Below are 18,918 nucleotides of genomic sequence, written 5' to 3' on the forward strand. Positions count from 1 at the left end.
ATATCTTAATTCCAAGCATTTCAAGATATATCTTAATAATATTTTTTATTATCTTTATTGCAACCATATGAAGCAAAAAGCTTCATGCCCAACAGTTCAAGGCCCACAGAGGGAATGTCTCGGGAAGAAAGTTCAGGCCATCCGGCCGGCATCGTGCACCAGCCGTTCGGGCCGCGCCGGCCCTGCTGGGACGAGGTAGGGGGCAGGAGGCCTCACTCAGCCCGCATGCCGGCGCGCCACCCGTTGCAGGCAGTCGCGCAGGTCACCCTGCACCAGTTCGGCGGCATGGACCAGCATGAGATTGCGCGGCAGGCCGAAGTCTTCGATCTGCATGCCCTGGCGGCAGTAACCGGGTTCGCCCTGCGGCACCTGGCTCAGCAGATCCTGCGCGGGCGTGTTGTAGCCCCAGACCTTCTTGCCCCGTCCCACCGCATAGCCGATCTCGAAGACGGTGCCGGAATCCGGCTCGTGGCCGCGAAAGTCGCAGACATTGGCGACCACGTAATCGGCCGAGTCGATCAGGGCGATATTGATCTCGTAGATGCGGCGGGCTACCTCCGCCTTGTCTTCGCCGCTGACTTCATCATCGCCCGGGCACAGCGCCACCAGGCCCAGTTCGGCGCACCACTGCTTGATGCGCGCCTTGTGCTGGGCATAGTCGGGCTGGAAGACATCGGGGCCGGCCATATAGATGCGGGGTTGCACGCTCATGCTTGATCCTGTGGGTAATGCAGAAAAACGGCAGGATAGCGCATCGCCCGGCCTCCGGTATCAGGAGGACTGCGCCGCGACCTGCGCCACGATGTCGGCGCGGTCGAAGTCAGCGGCGAAATCATCCACCGCGACACTCTGATGGCCATATAGAGCGAAAGCGTCCAGCGCCTCCTTCTCCTGCGGTGACAACAGCCCGCGTTCCAGCGCCAGCGCGCTCCAGGCGGTGAGCTCCAGCAGGCTCTGCGGCATGGGCGGCAGCTTGCCCTCGCGGATGTCGGGCTTGAGGCGATGCTCCAGCTGCTGCACCACCGGCGTGAGCGCAAAGGCCTGTTCACCGCAAGCCAGCGGATCGCCGGCGCGCGGCAGGTAGGCATCGGCCAGCAGGCGCTCGCGGCTCTCGCCCGGGGTCTGCATGGCCTTGGCCACGTGGGTGCCCAGCACATCGGCGGGCTTGCGGTAAGGCAGGCCCAGCGGGAAGATCGCCAGCCGCAGCGCGACCGCGATGACGGGATTAGGGAAGTTGTGCAAGACCTCCACGATGGCTTCCTGCGCCCGGTTCAAGGCATCCTGCACCGACCAGTCCACATAGGGCAGGTCGGCCTCTTGCCGGCCCTCGTCCTCATAGCGCTTCAACACCGCAGAGACCAGGTAGAGCTGGGAGAGCACATCCCCCAGCCGCGCCGAGATGCGCTCGCGGAACTTGAGCGTGCCGCCCAGCACCGCCATGCTGGCGTCGGTCAGCAAGGCGAAGGCTGAGGACAGATGGACCACCGCGCGGTAGTAGCGACGCGTGGCATGCGCAGCCTGCGCCGGCGCCGCCAACAGCCAGCCGCCGCTGAGCCCGCCCACCAGGCTGCGCGCCGCATTGGCCGCCACGAAGGACAGGTGTCCGAACAACAGGCGATCGAACTCCTGGACGGCGCGCTCGCGGTCTTCATCGGCGGCGGCGGCCAGTTCCTTGAGCACATAGGGATGGCAACGGATCGCTCCCTGCCCGAAGATGATGAGGCAGCGCGTGAGGATGTTGGCGCCTTCGACCGTGATGGCAATCGGAATCTGCTGGTACACCCGCGCCAGGAAGTTGCCCGGCCCCATGCAGATGCCCTTGCCGCCGATCACGTCCATGCCGTCATTGACCACCATGCGCCCGCGCTCGGTGACGTGATACTTGGAGATGGCCGAGATGACCGAAGGTTTTTCGCCCGCATCCACGGCCAGCGCCGACAGCCGCCGGGTGGCGTCCATCATGTACAGATGCCCGCCCATGCGCGCCAGCGCTTCCTGCACGCCTTCGAACTTGCCGATCTCGATCTTGAACTGGCGGCGCATGGCGGCATAGCCGCTGGTGCCGCGCACGGCCATCTTGGAAAAGCCGACGCTGGAAGAAGGCAACGAAATGGCCCGCCCCGCCGCCAGGCATTCCATGAGCATGCGCCAGCCGCGCCCAACCTGGGCCACGCCACCGATGACCCATTCCATAGGAATGAAGACATCCTTGCCCTCGGTCGGTCCGTTCTGGAAGACCGCATTGAGAGGCCAATGGCGGCGCCCCGTGACCACGCCCGGATGATCGGTGGGAATCAGGGCGCAGGTGATGCCCGCTTCGCGCTCGCCGCCCAGCAGGCCGTCCGGATCGCTGGCCCGGAAGGCCAGCCCCAGCACGGTGGCAATCGGCGCCAGGGTGATGTAGCGCTTGCTCCAGGTGACCCGGAAACCCAGCGTCTCGCGGCCCTCATGCACGCCCTTGCAGACGATGCCGATATCGGGAATGGCCGCCGCATCCGAGCCCGCATAGGGACTGGTCAGGGCAAAGCAGGGAATCTCCAGTCCCTGGGCCAGGCGCGGCAGGTAATGGTTCTTCTGGACTTCGGTGCCGTAGTGCAACAGCAGTTCGGCCGGCCCCAGCGAATTGGGCACCATCACCGCAATGGCCGCCGCCGAACTGCGCGAGGCCAGCTTCATCACCACCTGCGAATGCATGTAGGCCGAGAACTGCTTGCCGCCATACTGGCGCGGGATGATCATGCCCAGGAAACCCTTGTCCTTGATGAATTGCCAGGCCTCGGGCGGCAGGTCCTGGGTCTTCACGGTGGCGTCCCAGTCGCTGACCATGGCGCACAACTGCTCCACCTCGTTATCGAGGAAGGCCTGTTCTTCAGGCGTCAGGCGCGGCGCCGGCAACTCGAACAGGCGCGGCCAGTCCGGCTTGCCGGAGAACAGTTCGGCATCCCACCAGACGGTACCGGCCTCGATGGCGTCGCGCTCGGTGGCCGACATGGCAGGCATGATCTTGCGGAAGATATCCAGGGCCGGACGCGTCATCAGCGCCTGGCGCACCGACCTGATGGCCACCAGCAGCGTGGGCGTGAAGAACAGGATCGCCAGCAGCACCAGCACCGGCCATTCGATCTCGGCCAGGCGCGCACCCAGCCAGAGCAGCACCGCCTCGGCCGCCAGCCAGGCCCAGGCGCTGGTGCGCATCATCATGAGGGCCAGCGCGCTGGCAATGAGAAGGATGAGCCAGATGATCATGTCGCCTCCTGTGCTGTTGTCGTTCTTGGGTTCTCGGGAGTGTGGCACGCAATACCGGCAGCGCCAAGCGGCCAGGATGCAGCCTCAGCCTACCTGGCCAGCTCAGCCGGTGGAATCGGACAGTGCAGTCTGCCTCGGTCAGACAACGCCTGACAAGCCGCGGCCCCATGGCATCCATTACAATCCCGGCATTACGGACAGCAGCACCGGAGAAGACATCATGAAATGGGAAGGCAATCGCGAAAGCGACAACGTGGAAGACCGGCGCGGCGAGGACGGCGGCGGCGGTGGCGGTGGCGGTGGCGGCGGCTTTGGTTTCGGCGGCCGCTCGATCGGCCTGGGCACGGTGGCGGTGGCCCTGGTGGCGTCCTATTTCCTGGGCGTCAATCCGCTGACCATGCTCAGCCTGCTCTCCGGCGGCAGCCCCGCCCCGGTGCAGCAGCAGGCCCCGGCGCACAAGCCCTCGCCCAACGACCAGATGGCGCGCTTCGTCGCCACCGTGCTGGCCGATACCGAAGACACCTGGGACAAGATCTTCGCCGCCAACGGCAAGCAATACGTGCGACCCAAGCTGGTGCTCTTCTCCGGCAGCACGCCCACGGCCTGCGGCACCGGCCAGAGCGCCACCGGCCCCTTCTACTGCCCGGGCGACCAGAAGGTCTACATCGACCTGTCCTTCTATGAACTGATGAAGCAGCGCTTCAAGGTCTCCGGCAATTTCGCCCAGGCCTATGTGATCGCCCATGAAGTGGGCCATCACGTGCAACACCTCATGGGCATTTCCGACAAGGTCGATGCGGCCCGCCGCAACGCTACCGAGAAGCAGGCCAATGCCCTGTCGGTGCGCCTGGAGCTGCAGGCCGACTGCTTTGCCGGGGTCTGGGCCTTTCATGCCAACCAGGCCCGCCACATCCTGGAAGAGGGCGATATCGAATCGGCCCTGCATGCGGCCTCCGCCATCGGCGACGACGCCCTGCAACGGCAGGCGCGCGGCGTGGTCGTGCCCGATTCCTTCACCCACGGCAGCTCGGCGCAGCGCATGACCTGGTTCAAGCGCGGCATCAGCGAAGGCAAGGTCAGCGCCTGCAATACCTTCGCCGCCAAGGAACTCTGATTTTCTGATGACCTGATATCCCCCATCACAACGAGGAGACGCAACGCATGACCCTATCCTACTGGTGCATCCTGATCGCCGGCCTGATGCCGGTGCTGACCATTGCCGTGGCCAAGTATGGTCGCCGCGATTTCGACAATGCCGAACCGCGCGCCTGGCTGGACCAGCAGACCGGGGTGCGCCGCCGTGCCGACTACGCCCACCGCAACCATTTCGAAGCCTTCCCCTTCTTTGCCGCCGCCGTGCTGGTGGCGCAGCAGGTCGGCGCGCCCCAGGGACAGATCGACATCGCCGCACTGGTCTTCATTGCGGCGCGCATCCTCTACACGGTGCTGTACCTGACCGACAAACCCTCGGCGCGCTCGGCGGTGTGGATCATCGGCTATCTCAGCGTGATCGCCCTCTTCGTCATCGCCGCGCGCGCTTGAGCGGGGAGCCCATCGTGAGCCACCCCGCCGCCCCGCAACTAGCCCCCATGCGCGCAGCGCTCGACGACCTGCGCACCGGCCGCGCCAGCATCGCCGATCTGTGCAGCGCCTGGCGCGCCCGCAGCGACGTGATGAACGCCCTGCCGCCGCGTTACCAGCAGGTCGCCGAAGACCTGCTGGGACGCCTGGAAGCAGGCAGCCTCTTTACCGAAGAAAGCTGCTCCTTCAGCCAGAAGGATCTCACCGACAGTCTCTCGACCTGGCTGGACAAGGCGCAGCAGACGCTGGCGAGCGCCTGAAAAGCGCGATGAAGCCGGACTTGAAAGTGCTCCCCCATTTCCTTGCTCTTGTCCCTCCCGTTCGGACTGAGTAGGCCCAAAGGGCCGTATCGAAGGCGTGACTCCCGTGCGTCTTCGATACGCGGCTACGCCGCTACTCAGTCCGAACGGTAATACCAGCGCGCTCCTCCTGACCTGCTCCCCAGCGAGCGTCTGAAAAGCGCGATGAAGCCGGACTTGGAAGTGCTCGCCCATTTCGTGGCTCTTGTCCCTCCCGTTCGGACTGAGTAGGCCCAAAGGGCCGTATCGAAGGCGTGACTCCCGTGCGTCTTCGATACGCGGCTACGCCGCTACTCAGTCCGAACGGTAATACCAGCGCGCTCCTCCCGACCTGCTCCCTAGCCAAAAGAACTAGTCCTTCCGGCAGCTCCCCTCCTCCTTCTCCCTCCCCCTGCCTCACCGACGGACCGATATGGCCCGCCTGCCCTGATCGCTAAGCTGAAGCCATTGATCAACATCCGCAGGAGGCTCCATGTCCGACCCGCGCAAGGCCAACGGGGTGCTGGCGTCCAGTACGCTGGCCTTCACTGTCTGCTTCACCATCTGGATGATGTTTGGCGTGATCGGCATCCCGATCAAGAACGCCCTGCATCTCAACGAAACCGAATTCGGCCTGCTCACCGCCATGCCGGTGCTGACCGGCTCGCTCATCCGCGTGCCGCTGGGCATCTGGACCGACCGCTACGGCGGGCGCATCGTCTTCTTCCTGCTCATGCTAAGCACCGTCATCCCGATCTGGCTGATCTCCTATGCCCATGCCTTCTGGCACTTCCTGGTGCTGGGCCTGTTCGTGGGCCTGGCCGGTGGCTCCTTCTCGGTCGGTACGCCCTACGTGGCGCGCTGGTTCAAGAAGGAACGCCAGGGGCTGGCCATGGGTGTGTTCGGCGCCGGCAACTCGGGGGCGGCGGTCAACAAGTTCATCGCGCCGGTGCTCATCGCCAGCGCCGGCTGGACGCTGGTGCCGCAGGTCTACGCTGGCCTGATGCTGGCCGCGGCCCTGATCTTCTGGCTAGGCTCGGCCACCGATCCCAGCCACCAGGTCAGTTCCGACACCCGCTTCATGGACCAGGTGCGCATGCTGCGCGATCCGCGCGTCTGGCGCTATTGCCAGTACTACTCGGTGGTCTTCGGCGGCTATGTCGGCCTGAGCCTATGGATGGTCAAGTACTACGTCACCGAATACGGCTTCGACATCCGCCACGCCGCCCTGCTGGCGGCCTGCTTCTCGCTGCCCGGCGGCGTACTGCGCGCTCTCGGGGGCTGGCTGTCCGACCGCTTCGGCGCCTATCAGGTGACCTGGTGGGTGATGTGGGTGTGCTGGGTGGCCTTCTTCCTGCTGTCTTATCCACAGACCGATTTCGTCATCCAGACCGTGGGCGGCCCGCAAGCCTTCCACATCGGCCTGAACCCGGTGCTGTTCACAATCCTGCTGTTCGTGGTGGGCGTGGCCATGGCCATCGGCAAGGCCTCGGTGTTCAAGTTCATCTCCGACGACTACAGCAGCAACATCGGCGCGGTCTCCGGCATCGTCGGCCTGGCCGGCGGATTGGGAGGCTTCATCCTGCCCATCCTCTTTGGCGTCGCACTGGACCTGACAGGCGTACGCAGCTCCTGCTTCATGCTGCTCTACGGCACGGTCTGCATCTCGCTGGTATGGATGCATTTCCAGTTCCGCCGCGAGCACCCGCAGACATCACCGGCGGCCTCGGCAACGCCGGCCACATCTAACGCTGACTGACTTCCCTCTCTCTGAAGGACACCCATCATGAACCACGTACTGCAACGCTGGGAGCCGGAAAACCCGGACTTCTGGCACAAGGAGGGCGAGCAGATCGCCCGCCGCAACCTCTGGATCTCCATCCCCTGCCTCATGCTGGCCTTCGCGGTCTGGATGCTGTGGAGCGTGGTGGCGGCCAACCTCGACAAGGCCGGTTTTCACTTCAGCAAGGACCAGCTGTTCTTCCTGACCGCCCTGCCGGCGCTGTCGGGGGCGACGCTGCGCATCTTCTATTCCTTCCTCGTGCCGGTCTTTGGCGGCCGCAAATGGACCGCCATCTCCACCGCCAGCCTCCTGATCCCGGCCATCGGCATGGGCCTGGCGCTGCAGGACCCCAGCACCAGCTATTCCACCCTGCTGGGCCTGGCGCTGCTGTGCGGGCTGGGCGGCGGCAACTTCAGTTCCAGCATGGCCAACATCAGCTTCTTCTTCCCCAAAACGCGCAAGGGCTATGCCACCGGCATGAACGCCGGCATCGGCAACCTGGGTGTGTCGGTGGTGCAGTTCGTCACGCCGCTGGTGATTGCCTCGGCCATGTTCGGCAGCGCGGTGTCGGGCCAGGGCTTCCTCTTCCATGATCCCAAGAGCGGCCTGGAGAGCAGCTTCTGGCTGGCCAATGCCGGTTTCATCTGGGTCCCCTTCATCATTGCCGCGACCCTCGCAGCCTGGTTCGGCATGAATGACATCGCATCCGCACACGCCTCGCTGGCCGACCAGGCGGTGATCTTCAAGCGCAAGCACAACTGGCTGATGTGCTGGCTGTACGTCGGCACCTTCGGCTCCTTCATCGGTTTCTCGGCGGCCTTCGCCATGCTGATCAAGGCCGAGTTCCCCGAGATCGCCGTGGCGCAATACGCCTTCCTGGGTCCCTTGGCTGGCGCGCTGGCGCGTCCGCTGGGCGGAATGATCTCGGACCGCGTAGGCGGTGCGCGGGTGACCTTCTGGGTGTTCCTGGCCATGGGCCTGATCATCCTCCTGGGCATCCTGCCGGCGCTGCATACGCACCAGTTCATGCTCTTCCTGGCTTCCTTCATCGGCATGTTCATCCTCACGGGCCTGGGCAATGGCTCCACCTTCTGCATGATCCCCGTGATCTTCCAGACCGAGCGCGAGCGCGCCGTCCAGGGCCAGGGTGAGGCCGCGCAGCAGCAGGCGCGGCTGGACGCAGGCAAGGAATCGGCCGCGGTGCTGGGCTTCTCGGGCGCCATCGGGGCCTATGGCGGCTTCTTCATCCCGCAGAGCTTCGGCACCTCCATCAAAATGACCGGCGCGCCGGACATGGCCATGTATGTCTTCATCGCCTTCTACGCCAGCTGCATGGCCATCACCTGGTGGTACTACGCGCGCCGTAACGCGCCCATGCCGTGCTGAACATAGTTCTTTCGAACTAGGCGGCCTCCTCCTGCTGGCAGGGGCTAGCCGCCAACTCGGCGAATAGGCGCGAGGCCGCCGCTTACCTACACTTTCATCAGTCAACGCAGGTGGGGCTCCACCCACGCAACCGAGGATTCACGATGAGTCATTTTCTGGACCGATTGAAATTCATGTCGCGGGTGAAGTCCACCTTCGCCAACGGCCATGGGGCGGTGATCAATGAAGACCGCCAATGGGAAAACGCCTACCGCAGCCGCTGGCAGCATGACAAGGTGGTGCGCTCCACGCACGGGGTGAACTGCACCGGTTCCTGTTCCTGGAAGGTCTATGTCAAGAACGGCCTGATCACCTGGGAAACCCAGCAGACCGATTACCCGCGCACCCGCCCCGACCTGCCCAACCACGAGCCGCGCGGCTGCCCGCGTGGCGCGTCCTACAGCTGGTACGTCTATTCGGCGCAGCGGGTGAAGTATCCGATGATCCGGGGCCGCCTGATGGAGCTGTGGCAGGAAGCCCGCAAGACCATGGAACCGGTCCAGGCCTGGGCCGCCATCACGGGCGACGCCGCCAAGACGCAGCACTACAAGTCCGTGCGCGGACTGGGCGGCTTCGTGCGGACCGACTGGGAGACCGCCAACGAGATCATCGCCGCCGCCAATGCCCATACCATCAAAGAATATGGCCCGGACCGGGTGGTCGGCTTCTCGCCCATCCCGGCCATGTCCATGGTCTCCTACGCCGCCGGGGCGCGCTACCTGAGCCTCATCGGCGGGGTGCCGCTGTCCTTCTACGACTGGTATTGCGACCTGCCGCCAGCCAGTCCGCAGGTCTGGGGCGAGCAGACCGACGTGCCGGAATCGGCCGACTGGTACAACGCCGGCTACCTGATGGTGTGGGGCTCCAACGTGCCACTCACCCGCACGCCCGACGCCCACTTCTACACCGAGGTGCGCTACAAGGGGACCAAGACGGTGGCGATCTCGTCGGACTTCGGCGAGATGGTCAAGTTCGGCGATATCTGGCTGGCCCCCCGCCAGGGCACCGATGCGGCGCTGGCCATGGCCATGGGGCATGTGGTCCTCAAAGAATTCCATCTCGAACGTCCCTCTCCCTACTTCCGTTCCTACGTCAAGCAATACACCGACCTGCCCATGCTGGTGCGCCTGGTCGAGCGCGATGGCCGCTACCTGCCGGAACACCTGCTGCGCGCCTCGCAACTGCCGGGCCAGCTGGAAGAAGCCAACAATGCCGACTGGAAGACCCTGGCCATCGATGCCGCCACCGGCGAGATCGTCGCGCCCAACGGCTCCATCGGCTATCGCTGGGGCGAAGGCCAGGTCAACGACGGCGCCAAGGTCGGCCGCTGGAACCTGGAAAGCCGCGACGGCCATTCCGGCCGCGAGATCGATCCGCTGCTTTCGCTGGTCGAGGCGCATGACGAGGTGGTGGCGGTGAGCTTCAACTACTTCGGCGGCGACGACGCCGAGCAATTGCTGGAGCGCCGCGTGCCAGTGCGTCACGTGCGCCTGGCCAATGGCAGCACTGCACGGGTGGCCACGGTGCATGACCTGATGATGGCCAACTATGGCGTGGACCAGGGCCTGGGCGGCGACGTCCCCCGCTCCTACGACGACGACCTGCCCTACACCCCGGCCTGGCAAGAGAAGCACACGGGCGTCAAGCCTGAGCTGGTGATCCAGGTCGCGCGCGAGTTCGCCCAGAACGCCCACGATACCGAGGGCCGCAGCATGGTCATCCTGGGCGCGGCGCTGAACCACTGGTACCACAACGACATGATCTATCGCGGCATCATCAACCTGTTGATGATGTGCGGCTGCATCGGCAAGTCCGGCGGCGGCTGGGCGCACTACGTCGGCCAGGAAAAGCTGCGTCCGCAGTTCGGCTGGGCGCCGCTGGCCTTCGCCACCGACTGGGTGCGTCCGCCCCGGCAGATGAACAGCACCAGCTTCTTCTATGCCCATACCAGCCAGTGGCGGCATGAAAAGCTGGGCTTGGACGAGATCGTCGCGCCCACCGCCGACCACGACAAGCTGGCCGCCATGAGCATGATCGACATGAACGCCAAGTCCGAACGCATGGGCTGGCTGCCCTCGGCGCCGCAGCTGGAAACCAATCCGCTGGATGTCTGCGACGCCGCCCAGGCGGCGGGCCAGAGTCCGCAGGACTACCTGAAGGTGGCGCTGAAGTCCGGCGCGGTCAACATGAGCTGCGACGACCCCGACAATCCGAAGAACTTCCCGCGCAACATGTTCGTCTGGCGTTCCAACATCCTGGGCAGTTCGGGCAAGGGCCATGAGTATTTCCTGAAGTATCTGCTGGGCACCCAGAACGCCCTCTTCGACGATGCCGCCGAGGCCATCCGCCCCAGCGAGGTCAAGTACCGCGAGCAGGCCGCCGAGGGCAAGCTGGACCTGCTGGTGACGCTGGACTTCCGCATGAGCACCACCTGCCTGTACGCCGACATCGTGCTGCCCACCGCGACCTGGTATGAAAAGGATGATCTCAACACCTCCGACATGCATCCCTTCATCCACCCCTTGAGCGAAGCCGTACAACCGCTGTGGGAAAGCAAGACCGACTGGGAAATCTACAAGGGCCTGGCCAAGAAGTTCAGCGAGATCGGCGGCGAGCATCTGGGCACACGCAGCGACATCGTCCTGCAACCGCTAATGCACGACACGCCCGCCGAACTGGGCCAACCCTTCGAACCCAAGGACTGGAAGAAGGGCGAATGCGATCTCATCCCCGGCAAGACCGCGCCCAACTTCGTGGTGGTGGAACGCAACTACCGCGACATCTACAAGAAGTTCACCTCGGTGGGTCCGCTGCTGGACAAGCTGGGCAACGGCGGCAAGGGCATCAACTGGAATACCGAACATGAGGTGGGCGAACTGGCCGGCTTGAACAAGCGCGTCACCGAAGCCGGCGTGAGCCAGGGTCGTCCGCGCCTGGACACGGCCATCGATGCCTGCGAGATGATCCTCACCTTCGCACCGGAAACCAATGGCCACGTCTCGGTCAAGGCCTGGCAAGCCCTGGGCAAGATCACCGGGCGCGACCACACCCATCTGGCGGTGGGGCGCGAGCACGACAAGATCCGCCTGCGCGACGTCCAGGCGCAACCGCGCAAGATCATCTCGGCGCCGACCTGGTCCGGGCTGGAATCCGAAGAGGTGAGCTACAACGCCGGCTACACCAATGTGCATGAATACATTCCCTGGCGCACCCTGACCGGACGCCAGCAGTTCTACCAGGATCACCGCTGGATGCTCGACTTCGGCGAAGGCCTGTGCGTCTACAAACCGGCCATCGATACCAAGACGGTCGCGCCCATGCTGAACCGCCATCCCAATGGCGAGAAGGAGATCGTGCTCAACTTCCTCACGCCGCACCAGAAGTGGGGCATCCACTCCACCTATTCGGACAACCTGCGCATGCTCACCCTGAGCCGTGGCGGACCGCATGTGTGGATCTCGGAAGACGATGCCAGGAGCGCCGGGCTGATGGACAACGACTGGGTCGAAGTCTTCAACAGCAACGGCACGTTGACAGCGCGGGTGGTGGTCAGCCAGCGCATCCCGGGCGGGATGTGCCTGATGTATCACGCCCAGGAAAAGATCGTCAACACGCCCGGCGCGCAACTGAGCGGCCAGCGCGGCGGCATCCACAACTCGGTCACGCGCGCCGTGCTCAAGCCGACCCACATGATAGGCGGCTACGCGCAGCTGTCCTATGGCTTCAACTACTACGGCACGGTGGGCAGCAACCGCGATGAATTCATCGTCCTGCGCAAGATGAACAAGGTGGACTGGCTGCAAGGCTCTCTGGAAGAAAGGACTGCATCATGAAGATACGCGCACAAGTGGGCATGGTGCTCAACCTGGACAAGTGCATCGGCTGCCACACCTGTTCGGTCAGCTGCAAGAACGTCTGGACCAGCCGCGACGGCGTCGAATACGCCTGGTTCAACAACGTCGAGACCAAGCCCGGCATCGGCTATCCGAAGCAATGGGAAAACCAGGAGAAATGGCAAGGCGGCTGGCAGCGCACCGCCGAGGGCAAGCTGGAACCGCGCCAGGGCGGCAAGATGCGCATCCTGGCCAATCTCTTCGCCAATCCCAACCTGCCGGCCATCGATGATTATTACGAGCCCTTCACCTACGACTACGAGCACCTGCAGAAAGCCCCGCTGATGCAGACCCCGCCCACGGCGCGCCCGGTCTCGGTGCTGACCGGCAAGAAGATGGACAAGATCAGCTGGGGCCCGAACTGGGAAGACGACCTCGGCGGCGAATTCAGCGCGCGCAGCCAGGACGTGCTCTTCGAAGGCGTGCAGAAGGAAATGCACAGCACCTTCGAATCGACCTTCATGATGTACCTGCCGCGCCTGTGCGAACACTGCCTGAACCCGGCCTGCGTAGCCTCCTGCCCCTCGGGCTCGGTCTACAAGCGCGAGGATGACGGCATCGTCCTGGTGGACCAGGACAAGTGCCGGGGCTGGCGCATGTGCATCTCCGGCTGCCCCTACAAGAAGATCTACTTCAACTGGAGTTCGGGCAAGGCCGAGAAATGCACCCTGTGCTACCCGCGCCTGGAAGCCGGCCAACCGACGGTGTGCTCGGAAACCTGCGTGGGCCGCATCCGCTACCTGGGCGTCATGCTCTACGACGCCGACCAGATCGAAGCCGCTGCCGCCGTGGAAAACGAACAGGATCTCTACGAAGCCCAGCTGGCCTGCTTCCTCGATCCGCATGATCCTGCCGTCATCGCCGAGGCGCGCCGCCAGGGGATCGCCGAGAGCTGGCTGGAGGCGGCCCGCAAGTCGCCTGTGTACAAGATGGCGATGCAATGGAAGATCGCCTTCCCGCTGCATCCGGAATACCGCACCCTGCCCATGGTCTGGTATGTGCCGCCGCTGTCGCCCATCCAGAAGGCCGCTGAATCGGGCCAGATGGGCATGCAAGGGATGATCCCGGACGTGAAGTCGCTGCGCATCCCGCTGCGCTACCTGGCCAACCTGCTCACGGCGGGCAAGGAAGCGCCAATCTTGAGCGCCCTGGAACGACTGCTGGCCATGCGCGCCTACAAGCGCGCCGAGACCATACACGGCCAGCGTGACGAAGCCCTGCTGCAACAGGTGGGACTCACTGCCGCCGAGGTGGAAGACATGTACCAGACCCTGGCCATCGCCAACTACGAAGACCGCTTCGTGGTGCCGTCCTCGCACAAGGAAATGGTGGAAGACAGCTTCAACGAGAAAGGCAGTTGCGGCTTCAGTTTCGGCAATGGCTGTTCCGGCGGCACTTCTGAAGGCAGCCTGTTCGGCAAGAAGCCGCAAGGCAGCGTGATCTTCGTGGACATGCCCAAGTCGCGCAAGAAAACCCCGCTCACCGAATGACACCGAACCAAGGGACCACGATCATGCCGCAACCCATCTACCGCATCCTCTCGGCGCTGCTGAGCTATCCGCAGCCCGAGCTGATCGACGCCCTGCCCGAGATCAGCCAGGCGCTGCAGGCCGAACCGGCGCATCAGGCAGCCTTGCAAGACTTGCTGGAACACCTGCGCCAGACGCCGCTGCTGCGCCTGCAGGAAAGCTATGTCGATACCTTCGACCGCAGCCACGCCCTGTCGCTGCACCTGTTCGAACACATCCACGGCGAGAGCCGCGACCGTGGGCAGGCCATGGTGGACCTGCTGGAAGAATACCGCCGTCATGGCTTCGAACCGGTGAGCGCGGAATTGCCCGACTACGTGCCGCTGTTCCTGGAATTCCTGAGCCTGCTGGAACCAGACACCGCCAACAGGCTGCTGGGCGAAGCCATCCACGTGCTGGCCGCGCTCGGCCAGCGCCTGCAGCAGCGCGACAGCCTCTATGCCAGCGCCCTGCTGCTGCTGACCCGCTTCACCGATGTCGCGCCGCGCCAGCAGGATGAACCACCGGTGCGCGACATGGACGAGGCCATGGAAGTCTTCGGCCCCGGCGCCGATGGCGTGGAGCCGCTGCTGCGGCCGGCCATGGCGAACATGAACATGAGCGGCGCGCAGCCGCTGCATTTCCATCCCAGGCCAGTGGAGCTCCACGCTGGCCAGACCTCGGGGAGACTCTCATGAACTTCACCACCTACCTGCATCAATTCCTCTACGGCATCTACCCCTACATCGCCCTGGCGGTGTTCCTGCTGGGCAGCCTGGTGCGCTTCGAGCGCGAGCAGTACACCTGGAAAAGTGATTCTTCCCAGCTGCTGCACGCGGGCCGTCTGCGGCTGGGCAATATCCTCTTCCACGTCGGCGTGCTGGGACTGTTCTTCGGTCACCTGGTGGGCCTGCTCACGCCGGTGATGGTGTGGGATGCGCTGGGCGTGACGCACAGCTTCAAGCAACTGGTGGCCATGGCCGCTGGCGGCCTGTTCGGTGCGCTCTGCCTGGCGGGCTTGCTGATCCTGCTCCACCGCCGCCTCACCGACGCCCGCATCGCCGCCGTCACCCGCCCCGGCGACAAGCTGCTGTTGCTGTGGCTGCTGGTGACGCTGGCCCTGGGCCTGTCCACCATCGTCGAATCGGCGCAGCACCGCGATGGCCACATGATGGTGCTGCTGATGACGTGGGCGCAGCACATCGTCACCTTCCGGGGCGATGCGGCCAGCTTCATCGTCGGTGCGCCGCTGCTGTTCAAGCTGCACCTCTTCATGGGGCTCACGCTGTTCGTGATCTTCCCCTTCACCCGGCTGGTGCATGTGTGGAGCGGCTTTGCCACGCTGGGCTACCTCGGCCGCGCCTGGCAACTGGTGCGTCCGCGCTGAGGCATCATGGCCGCCTCCACGCCTCCGCCGGCCGTGCTGCAAGACCGCTTCGGCCGCCGCATCAGCTACCTGCGGGTGTCGGTGACGGACCGTTGCGACCTGCGTTGCAGTTATTGCCTGCCCAAGGGGCATACCGGCTTCGAGGAACCGCAGAACTGGCTGCGCTTCGATGAGATCAGCCGCGTCGTCGCCGCCTTCGCCCGGCTGGGGGCGGGGCGAGTGCGGCTGACCGGCGGCGAACCGCTGCTGCGACGCGGCCTGGCGACGCTGGCCGCGCAACTGTCGGCCTTGCCGGGTGTGGATGAACTGTCGCTGTCCACCAACGCCACCCAATTGCACAAGCATGCCGCCAGCCTGCGGGCGGCGGGCGTGCAGCGCATCAACGTCAGTCTGGACAGCCTGGACCGCGCCTGCAGCGCAAGCATCACCGGACGCGACAGCCTGGCCAGCGTGATGTCGGGGCTACAGGCCGCCAAGGCGGCCGGCTTTGCGCCCATCAAGATCAACATGGTGCTGCTGCGCGGCGTCAACGAGCAGGAAGTCCCGCAGATGGCGCAGTTCTGCTTCGAGCACGGCTTCATCCTGCGCCTGATCGAAGCCATGCCCATGGGCGCGACCGGACGCGGCAGTCCGGCGCTGGAACTGGGTCCGTTGCGCGAGGCTCTGGTGGCGCGCTTCGGCCTGCGTCCGCTGGCCGCCGAGCTGGGCGGCGGGCCGGCGCGTTACTGGAGCACGCCCGATGGGCGCAGCACGATAGGCTTCATCTCGCCCATCAGCCAGCACTTCTGCGCCACCTGCAACCGCGTGCGCCTGTCCGTGGATGGCACGCTCTACCTCTGCCTGGGGCAGGAAGAACGGCTCGAACTGCGCCCCCTGCTGCGCGCCGGGATCGACGATGCTGGCCTGGAGAGCGCCATCCGCGCAGCGATCGAACTGAAACCGGAACGCCATGAATTCAACGAGGCGCCACAGAAGATCGTGCGTTTCATGTCACAGACGGGTGGCTAGCCGTACTGCCTGTTGCAGCATCCCCAAGCTTTCTGCTGCTTTTTAAAGAAACATTGACTTGGCTTCCATACATGCTGGCAACGATGGGCATAGACTGCCTGTCGTTCCCGCCCCGAGTACCCCATGAACCCTGCCGCCGCTCCCTTCGCGCCCCTGCCGCCGCACAAGCGACTGACCTTCCGCATCCTGCTGATGACCCTGGTCGGCCTGGGCCTGACCATGACGGCCATCGGCTATACCCTGCTGCTGTCCTGGCAACTGGAAGGCGGCGGCACCGTCATCAACGAGGCGGGCAGCCTGCGCATGCGCTCCTACCAACTGGGACTGGCGCTGGAAATGCACCAGAGGGACAGCGCGGTGCTGCCGGAGATCGAACGTTTCGACCAGATCCTGCGTAGCCTGCACACCGGCCAAGGCGGCCAGGGTGGCCAGCCCAGCTTCGTGCCGCCGCGTGGTCCCATCCACGAACAGTTGCTGCGCGTGCAGGATGGCTGGACGCATCGCATGCAGGTCCACGCACGCGCTGCACTCGATACCGCTGATCCGACGCTGCGCCGCCAGGCTGTCACGCTGTACCTGCAGGAATTGCCCGACTTCGTGGATGACATCAACCTGCTGGTCGCCCTGGTGGAAGCCGACCTGGCCGGCAAGACCACCTGGCTGCGCCTGTGCCAGACCGCGCTGATCTTCCTGGCGCTGGCCGCCAGCATTGCCGTGCTCTACCTGCTCTACCTCTGGATCGTCGGGCCGGTGCGGCGCATGCAGGCCGGCATTGCGCGCATGTCCATGAACGACCTCGACGTGCGCCTGCCCATCGAATCGGCCGATGAATTCGGCCAGCTCGCGCGCGCCTTCAACCAGATGGCCGACCACGTGCGCAGCGTGCATCGCACCCTGGAACAGCGCGTGGCCGAGAAGACCGCGCAGCTGCAGGAACAGAACGACGAAGTCAGCACCCTCTACGAGGTCACCGGCTTCCTTTCCGGCGCGCATGCCATCGAGGCGCTGTGCGGCGGCTTCCTGCAACGCATCATGGCGCGCTTGCAGGCCGATGGCGGTACGGTGCGCATCCTCGACGAACGCGGCCATCTCCACCTGACCGTGCATGAGGGGGTGTCCGAGGCCATCATCGAAGCCGAGCGCTGCCTCAAGGTCGATGACTGCCTGTGCGGCTCGGCCACGCAGCAAGGCGTGATCATCGTGCGCGACTTCCGCGAACTGGATGAGCGCCGCCGCTACCGCTGCAAGGAAGAAGGAGCGCGCTCCATCGGCATCTTCCAGATCCTGGTGCGCGAACAGGTCATCGGCAGCTTCTCGCTGCACTTCTCGCAGCCACGCGAGATCGACGCTGACGAACGCCGCCTGCTGGAAACCCTGGGCCGCCACCTGGGCTCGGCCATCGAGAACCAGCGCCTGATCGCCCGCGAAAAGGAATTCGCCATCGCCAACGAACGCAACCTGCTGGCGCAGGGCCTGCACGACAGCATCGCCCAGGGCCTCAACTTCCTCAACCTGCAGGTGCAGATGCTGGAGGATTCGCTGGCGCGCGACCGCCTCGACGAGATCCGCGACATCGCGCCGCTGCTGCGCACCGGCGTGCAAGAGAATTACGAAGACGTGCGCGAGCTGCTGCTGAACTTCCGCACCCGCCTGCAAGACAGCAATCTCGACTCCGAGATGCGCAAGGCGCTCGACAAGCTGCAACGCCAGAGCGGCTTGCAGGGCCAGATCACGCTGACCGGCGACGGCCCGCCGCTGGCGCCGGAACAGCAGTTGCAGGTGCTGTTCATCCTGCAGGAAGCCTTGTCCAACATCCGCAAGCATGCGCGTGCGCAAGAGGTACAGATCAGCGTGGACAACCGCCAGGACTTCCGCATGACCGTGAGCGACGACGGCCACGGCTTCAAGCTCGAATCGGCCCGCGCCAAGGGGCAGGAACACGTAGGCCTGCGCATCATGCAGGAGCGCGCCGAACGGCTGGGGGCGAACCTGGAAATCGACAGCCAGCCCGGCCACGGTACCCGCATCGCCCTGACGCTGCTGCGCCAGGAACGGCTGGTGGCCTAGCCGGCAATCTCACGCACAGACAGGAAAGACGATGGCAATCCGTATTCTGCTGGTCGATGACCACACCCTCTTTCGCAGCGGCATCCGCCTGCTGCTGCAACGGCATCCCGACATCGACGTGGTGGGCGAGGCCGTCGATGGGCTGGACGGCGTCAAGCGCGCCCTGCAGCTGCGTCCCGACGTGGTGCTGATGGACCTGAACATGCCCGGCCTGTCGGGCCTGGAAGCCATGCAGCTGATCGTGCAGGACCTGCCCGAGACCGCCGTGCTGATGCTGTCGGTCTCGGAAGAAGCCGACGACCTCACCACGGCCCTGCACAATGGCGCGCGCGGCTACCTGCTCAAGAACATCGAGGCCGACTACCTGGTGCAATCCATCAAGCGCGCCGCCGCAGGCGAACCGGTGATCTCCGAATCCATGACCGCCAAGCTGGTGATGCAACTGCGGGCTGGGGCCAGCGGCCCCGCCGGCAGCGCCGCCGAGCCCACCGACAAGCTCACCGCACGCGAACGCGCGACCATGGTCTGCATAGCGCGCGGCCAGAGCAACAAGGAAATCGCGCGCAGCCTGGAAGTGGCCGAAAGCACCGTCAAGATCCATGTGCAGAACCTGCTCAGGAAGCTGCAGCTCTCCAGCCGGGTGCAGATAGCGGTGTATGCTGTGGAACACGGCCTGGACAAATCGTCCTGACCGGCGTACCGTACCGCTCCGCCCGGGCCTGCCCCGGGCACCGTCCAGGAT

At 64.8% G+C, this 18,918-nt stretch carries 14 protein-coding genes; 12 read left to right on the forward strand and 2 right to left on the reverse strand.

The features are described 5' to 3' along the window. Positions 1-216 precede the first annotated feature (216 nt). Together BGK68_RS25865 and BGK68_RS25870 are read right to left on the reverse strand one after the other, a co-directional pair. The gene (locus tag BGK68_RS25865; protein ID WP_075259434.1) at positions 217-711 is read right to left on the reverse strand and encodes a nucleoside 2-deoxyribosyltransferase; all 495 of its coding nucleotides are present in this window, start codon (positions 709-711) and stop codon (positions 217-219) included. A gap of 60 nt (positions 712-771) precedes the next feature. Then, positions 772-3,246 (reverse strand): acyl-CoA dehydrogenase, encoded by a 2,475-nt coding sequence (locus tag BGK68_RS25870; RefSeq protein ID WP_075259435.1) that lies wholly within the window; start codon positions 3,244-3,246, stop codon positions 772-774. A gap of 220 nt (positions 3,247-3,466) precedes the next feature. Here BGK68_RS25870 and ypfJ point away from each other — a divergent pair, with 220 nt between their 5' ends. The 12 genes from ypfJ (at position 3,467) to BGK68_RS25930 (ending at position 18,867) form a co-directional block, all read left to right on the forward strand. Next, positions 3,467-4,360 (forward strand): KPN_02809 family neutral zinc metallopeptidase, encoded by an 894-nt coding sequence (gene ypfJ, locus BGK68_RS25875; RefSeq protein ID WP_075259436.1) that lies wholly within the window; start codon positions 3,467-3,469, stop codon positions 4,358-4,360. A gap of 47 nt (positions 4,361-4,407) precedes the next feature. Beyond that, positions 4,408-4,788 carry an MAPEG family protein gene (locus BGK68_RS25880; protein WP_075259437.1) on the forward strand — a complete coding sequence of 127 codons (381 nt, stop codon included), beginning with the start codon at positions 4,408-4,410 and terminating at the stop codon, positions 4,786-4,788. Between the two features lie 14 nt (positions 4,789-4,802). After that, positions 4,803-5,087 (forward strand): hypothetical protein, encoded by a 285-nt coding sequence (locus tag BGK68_RS25885; protein WP_075259438.1) that lies wholly within the window; start codon positions 4,803-4,805, stop codon positions 5,085-5,087. Between the two features lie 511 nt (positions 5,088-5,598). Continuing rightward, complete coding sequence (locus BGK68_RS25890; RefSeq protein ID WP_075259439.1) at positions 5,599-6,864, forward strand: MFS transporter; 1,266 nt, start codon at positions 5,599-5,601, stop codon at positions 6,862-6,864. Positions 6,865-6,888: 24 nt separating this feature from the next. Then, the gene (locus tag BGK68_RS25895; protein WP_324617644.1) at positions 6,889-8,274 is read left to right on the forward strand and encodes a NarK family nitrate/nitrite MFS transporter; all 1,386 of its coding nucleotides are present in this window, start codon (positions 6,889-6,891) and stop codon (positions 8,272-8,274) included. Between the two features lie 143 nt (positions 8,275-8,417). Further along, positions 8,418-12,146 (forward strand): nitrate reductase subunit alpha, encoded by a 3,729-nt coding sequence (locus BGK68_RS25900; protein ID WP_075259441.1) that lies wholly within the window; start codon positions 8,418-8,420, stop codon positions 12,144-12,146. Next, entirely contained in the window at positions 12,143-13,696 is a 1,554-nt protein-coding gene (gene narH, locus BGK68_RS25905) for a nitrate reductase subunit beta (RefSeq protein WP_075259442.1), read from the forward strand. Before BGK68_RS25900 ends, narH begins: the two co-directional genes overlap by 4 nt. Before the next feature lie 23 nt (positions 13,697-13,719). Beyond that, on the forward strand, positions 13,720-14,412 hold the full coding sequence (gene narJ, locus BGK68_RS25910; RefSeq protein ID WP_143433172.1) for a nitrate reductase molybdenum cofactor assembly chaperone: 693 nt from the start codon (positions 13,720-13,722) through the stop codon (positions 14,410-14,412). Next, complete coding sequence (narI, locus tag BGK68_RS25915; protein ID WP_075259444.1) at positions 14,409-15,101, forward strand: respiratory nitrate reductase subunit gamma; 693 nt, start codon at positions 14,409-14,411, stop codon at positions 15,099-15,101. Before narJ ends, narI begins: the two co-directional genes overlap by 4 nt. Positions 15,102-15,107: 6 nt before the next feature. Next, a complete protein-coding gene (gene moaA, locus BGK68_RS25920; protein WP_075259445.1) occupies positions 15,108-16,109 on the forward strand; it encodes a GTP 3',8-cyclase MoaA in 1,002 nt (333 codons plus the stop codon). A gap of 123 nt (positions 16,110-16,232) precedes the next feature. Beyond that, positions 16,233-18,176: a HAMP domain-containing protein gene (locus BGK68_RS25925; RefSeq protein WP_075259446.1), complete on the forward strand. Its 1,944-nt coding sequence runs from the start codon at positions 16,233-16,235 to the stop codon at positions 18,174-18,176. 31 nt (positions 18,177-18,207) lie between these two features. Continuing rightward, the gene (locus BGK68_RS25930) at positions 18,208-18,867 is read left to right on the forward strand and encodes a response regulator (RefSeq protein WP_075259447.1); all 660 of its coding nucleotides are present in this window, start codon (positions 18,208-18,210) and stop codon (positions 18,865-18,867) included. Positions 18,868-18,918 lie beyond the last annotated feature (51 nt).

Source organism: Herbaspirillum camelliae, assembly GCF_001929405.1.
GTDB classification, from domain to species: domain Bacteria; phylum Pseudomonadota; class Gammaproteobacteria; order Burkholderiales; family Burkholderiaceae_D; genus Herbaspirillum; species Herbaspirillum seropedicae.

Coding starts and splice junctions, on each gene's coding strand:
- BGK68_RS25870 (WP_075259435.1), bottom strand. CDS start 3,246: ATGATCATCTGGCTCATCCTTCTCATTGCCAGCGCGCTGGCCCTCATG.
- BGK68_RS25925 (WP_075259446.1), top strand. CDS start 16,233: ATGAACCCTGCCGCCGCTCCCTTCGCGCCCCTGCCGCCGCACAAGCGA.
- ypfJ (WP_075259436.1), top strand. CDS start 3,467: ATGAAATGGGAAGGCAATCGCGAAAGCGACAACGTGGAAGACCGGCGC.
- narH (WP_075259442.1), top strand. CDS start 12,143: ATGAAGATACGCGCACAAGTGGGCATGGTGCTCAACCTGGACAAGTGC.
- BGK68_RS25890 (WP_075259439.1), top strand. CDS start 5,599: ATGTCCGACCCGCGCAAGGCCAACGGGGTGCTGGCGTCCAGTACGCTG.
- BGK68_RS25880 (WP_075259437.1), top strand. CDS start 4,408: ATGACCCTATCCTACTGGTGCATCCTGATCGCCGGCCTGATGCCGGTG.
- BGK68_RS25930 (WP_075259447.1), top strand. CDS start 18,208: ATGGCAATCCGTATTCTGCTGGTCGATGACCACACCCTCTTTCGCAGC.
- BGK68_RS25900 (WP_075259441.1), top strand. CDS start 8,418: ATGAGTCATTTTCTGGACCGATTGAAATTCATGTCGCGGGTGAAGTCC.
- BGK68_RS25865 (WP_075259434.1), bottom strand. CDS start 711: ATGAGCGTGCAACCCCGCATCTATATGGCCGGCCCCGATGTCTTCCAG.
- moaA (WP_075259445.1), top strand. CDS start 15,108: ATGGCCGCCTCCACGCCTCCGCCGGCCGTGCTGCAAGACCGCTTCGGC.
- narJ (WP_143433172.1), top strand. CDS start 13,720: ATGCCGCAACCCATCTACCGCATCCTCTCGGCGCTGCTGAGCTATCCG.
- narI (WP_075259444.1), top strand. CDS start 14,409: ATGAACTTCACCACCTACCTGCATCAATTCCTCTACGGCATCTACCCC.